This is a genomic window from Luteitalea sp. (assembly GCF_022842525.1).
Taxonomy (GTDB): Bacteria; Acidobacteriota; Vicinamibacteria; order Vicinamibacterales; family Vicinamibacteraceae; genus Luteitalea.
This window is the reverse complement of record NZ_JALHPM010000334.1, coordinates 1-3767: the sequence shown is the minus strand read 5'-3', so window position 1 is coordinate 3767 and position 3767 is coordinate 1. Positions and strand designations below refer to the sequence as shown.

Genomic DNA, 3767 nt, shown 5'->3' with positions numbered 1-3767 from the left:
TCCTCGCTGAAGAGCAGTTGCACGAGCAGGTTCGACTGCAGGCTGAGGCTCTGCCGCAGCCCCATCTGCAACGTGGCGGTGAGGTCGACGATCTCGTAGCCGAAATCCATCGCGATCAAGCACCAGTCGTGGGCCACGCCGGTCCCGAGCGCGGGCACGCCGCCCATCGCGAGCTGATCGACGTCTAGCGCCGCCGTGAGCAGCGTCTTCTGGTCGCTGCCACGGACCACGTTGCCGTCGTAGGCTCCGCTCGGCGCGACGCGCCAGTCGCCCGCCGTGATCGTGGTCGACCCGAGTTGGTACTGCGAACCGATCCCGCCCTGATTGGTGCCCAGCACGCGCAGTTGACCGCTGTCGTTGCGATTGACCGACACGATCTCGGGAGAACGATCGACGTTGGCCAGGGTGCGGTAGGGCGTGTTGGTGGTCGATCCATCGGTGAATCCGCGCCTGCCCATCCGGTAGTCGTGGTCGCCCATGAGCCCGCTCGTGACGAAACGCATGTAGCCGCCGAGGTAGATCTGGAGAATGCCGTCCACGTAGGCCGATGCATTCGGGGATTGCACGCTGAAGGAGGAAGCCCCCGACTGCAGTGCGCTGCCGGCCAGCGAGAAGGCCTGTCCCTTGACGATCGTGCCTGGCGCGTTGAGCGAGACGCTGTAGCCCAGACTCGCGTCGATCGATCCTCCGGTGACGTTCGCACCGACCCCGATCCCGGCCCGAAGATTCGCATCGAACTGGAAATAGGGGTCGACCGACCAGGAGGAATTGAACGGCGGCACCGTCCCGCTGCGGGCCGCGGGAGTGATGCCGAAGAAATCCTGGTAGCCGAACTGAAACGCCGCGCCGCTGCTCCACAGACTCTGGCTCTGCGTTTCGAAGGTGATGGAGCCGTTGAAAACCTCTGCGGCGTGGGCGCTGGTCGCGAGAAGGCCGGCAAGGGCGACGGAGCGGAATCGTCTGCGCATGGGAACCTCCGACGGGGAAGCCAATGCCGCGTCGATCTGCGGTGCCCCAAAGATACGTCGGGCGAACGTGCGCAGTAACCCGAAGCCGGCCGTACGTTCTCGCGCTCGGGCGCCGGCATCCAGATCGCCGATCGGGGGCGGGTCCGCTCCCCCGACCGGCAGCGCGAATCAGTCGGCGCGCCGCGCCCGCCTGCGCAGGCCCCATCCGACGATCCCCAGCCCGCACAGCATCATGGCGTAGGTCTCTGGCTCCGGGACCGGCGCCGCGATGTCGACCCAGACCGCCTTGTGATCGGAGCTCGGCAACCCTGCGTACAAGCCGGGCTTGTTGAACTGGCCGACGAGGTCGAACAGATCTCCGCTCGTGTTGCCGTCGGCCTGATTGCCGTCGACGGGCCAGAAAACGCCTGCGTCCAGAATGGCGAGGTTTCCGGACGGAAGCACGTAGTCCACGCGCAGATTGCCCGGGTTGGCGTCGTTGAAGTCGGCTGTGTCGAACTTCGGATCCTGGACGTGCGCCAGGTTCCCTAGGTTGCCCCCGTTGTTGTTCGGGTCGGTCGCTGCCTGCGTGCCGCCGGCGGACTGGGGCGTGACGCTCACGTTGATCAGCGGATCGGTCAGGAGCTGGCCGATCGCGTTCGGGCCGATCCCCGGGGTGTTCGGTGCCAGGCACGTCACCTTGTAGCTGTCGCCGTCGCAGAGATCCGCGTTGTAGTCGCCGGCGATCACGAACCGCGCTCCGGCTGCGAGACCGCCGAACGTGCCGGCGTCGTCGTAGATGTAGCCCGCTCCGTTCACGTAGTCCTTCCAGAACCGGATCTCGTCATGGTTGCGCTTGCCGTTGCGATCCTCGCTTCCGTCGAACACGGGTGGGGTGGGGTGTGCCGTGAGGAAGTGCACCTCCACGCCGTTGATCTTGAGGGTGACGTCGACGTGGTTCTTCGAGGAGAGCCGCAGGGCCGCGATCTCGGCGGGCGAATAGAAGCTCGCGAGGTTGTTCCCGCCGCCGCTGGGATCGTTCGTGAGGAGATTGTTCGGCATGTCCTTCCAGAGGAAGTTCTGGAAGCTGCGCACCCGCACGATCTCGTACTTCGAATAGATCGTCATGCCGAACTGGCCGGGAAAGTTGCCGAAGCCGAACGCGTCGTCTCCGTATCCCGCAACCCCCGGGGTCGAGACCGGTGTTCCGGCCGGCAGGCCCGAAGCCGGCGGGGTGAAGTTGTTCAGATCGAAGCCCGAATGCAGACCCGTGTTGGTGTTCGGCGTGTACCGGTGGGCGAACTCGATCGGGCTCGTGCTCCCCCGAACGGCGTTGCCCTGGGGCACCGAGAGGAAGTTCGACTGGAACAACCCCGCCGCGCTGCTCGAATAGCCGCGCGGCATCGGCACGCCGGAAGCGGTCGGAGCGCCGTTGAGGTCGAAGTCGAACTCGTTGATCAGCAGGACGTCGGGCCGCACGCGCTGGATGATCTCGGCGACGTTCCGGGCCTGCTGGATCCGTCGTCCGACCGTCGTCGTGAAGTCGGCGCCTCCGGGATTCGAGAGGTCGGAGAGGAGTTGTCCGACGGCGTCGCGGTTGAGCGACGCGTTGAAGGTGGCGAAACGGACCGTGGGCGACGCCGAAAGGTCCGTACCCGCGGCAGTTGCCCCCCCGGACAACGCCAACGCTACGGCAACCGCCAGTGACTTGCGCATGATCTTCATGCGTATCCTCCCTGAGTCTCGTGTGGTGACACCGTACCCGTGCGACGGCGCGCTCGCGGAATGCACCGTCGCTCCCGGGGCTGGACGGACGCGGCACCCGGGGCCGCCTTGCGGCAGGTGATCCCCGGCGCTCACCTGCGTGAGGCTAGCGTCCGAACGTGACGCGACGACGCGCGGAAATGCCAATTGAAATGGTCCCACCGAACCATGCACGGTGACCGATCGCCGCGTCGAACCCAGCGTGCAGGGAAGCCCGCACGGCCCGCGGCGTCGACGACGATGGGGAGATCGCCTCTGCAGAGGGGCGAAGCCGACGCCTGGTCGAGGAGCGGTGTCGCCCGGCGGCAGAGCGTCGACTCGCCTTGCTTCCTCCCGTCGATGCAGGGGTCATGCGGCTCTTCCGGCCGTCCCTGCGGTCCACGCCGAGGGGCCGGGAGGAATCAACGCACCGCAGCCCTGCCGATCAGCGCGAGGTAAGTACCGCCGCGAAGCCAGTCGTGTGCCACGCCCAGGCTCGCGGTTTGCACCCCACCCACTCTCCCCGGCCGAAATGCCACGGTGATGGTGCACCCCTGGCCGCCGGCAAGCTCACGGCCGACGGTACAGTCGGTCGCGGTGATCGCGAACCGCGGCGCGTTCGGCCCGGCGATGGCCGGCCCCGAACGCAGACGCACGGCCGTGGCACCGACGTTGGCGAGACGAATGGTCGCGGTCGGTTCGCTGCCGTTCGTGGGGCCCACCGCGAAGGTGACCCGTTCGGCCGGCGTGAACCCGCCTTCCGGCCCCACCGTGCCCACGCGCAGGTCCGGGCTCGGAACGTCCGGTCGCGCAAGGTAGGCGGCCAGATCCGACATGTCGGCCGCGGTGACCTGACCGCGCAGCGGAGCCATCTGGTGGATCGTGGCGAGCGCGTACTCGATCGCCTCCGGCGCGCCCGCTGCCTTGCCGATGCCGTGCAAGCCCCCAGGGATTCCCCCATGGCAGTCGATGCAGCTGACTCCTGCACCCGTGCGGTGACCGATGTCGTGGTAGAGCAGCTTGCCGCGCAGCGCATCCTGCGCCTGCGCCCCGCCCGCCGCGCCGAGGGCTCCGACG

The 3767-nt window shown here is 67.5% G+C and carries 3 protein-coding genes; all 3 read right to left on the bottom strand.

Annotation, left to right across the window (positions count from 1 at the left end):
• Window positions 1–968: hypothetical protein (locus Q0C41_RS30450; protein WP_291990639.1), on the bottom strand; the 968-nt coding region annotated here is incomplete at its 3' end.
• Window positions 969–1136: 168 nt separating this feature from the next.
• A complete protein-coding gene (locus Q0C41_RS30445) occupies window positions 1137–2672 on the bottom strand; it encodes an endonuclease/exonuclease/phosphatase family protein (RefSeq protein WP_291990637.1) in 1536 nt (511 codons plus the stop codon).
• A 440-nt stretch (window positions 2673–3112) separates the two neighbouring features.
• Window positions 3113–3631 (bottom strand): hypothetical protein, encoded by a 519-nt coding sequence (locus Q0C41_RS30440; protein ID WP_291990635.1) that lies wholly within the window; start codon window positions 3629–3631, stop codon window positions 3113–3115.
• Window positions 3632–3767 lie beyond the last annotated feature (136 nt).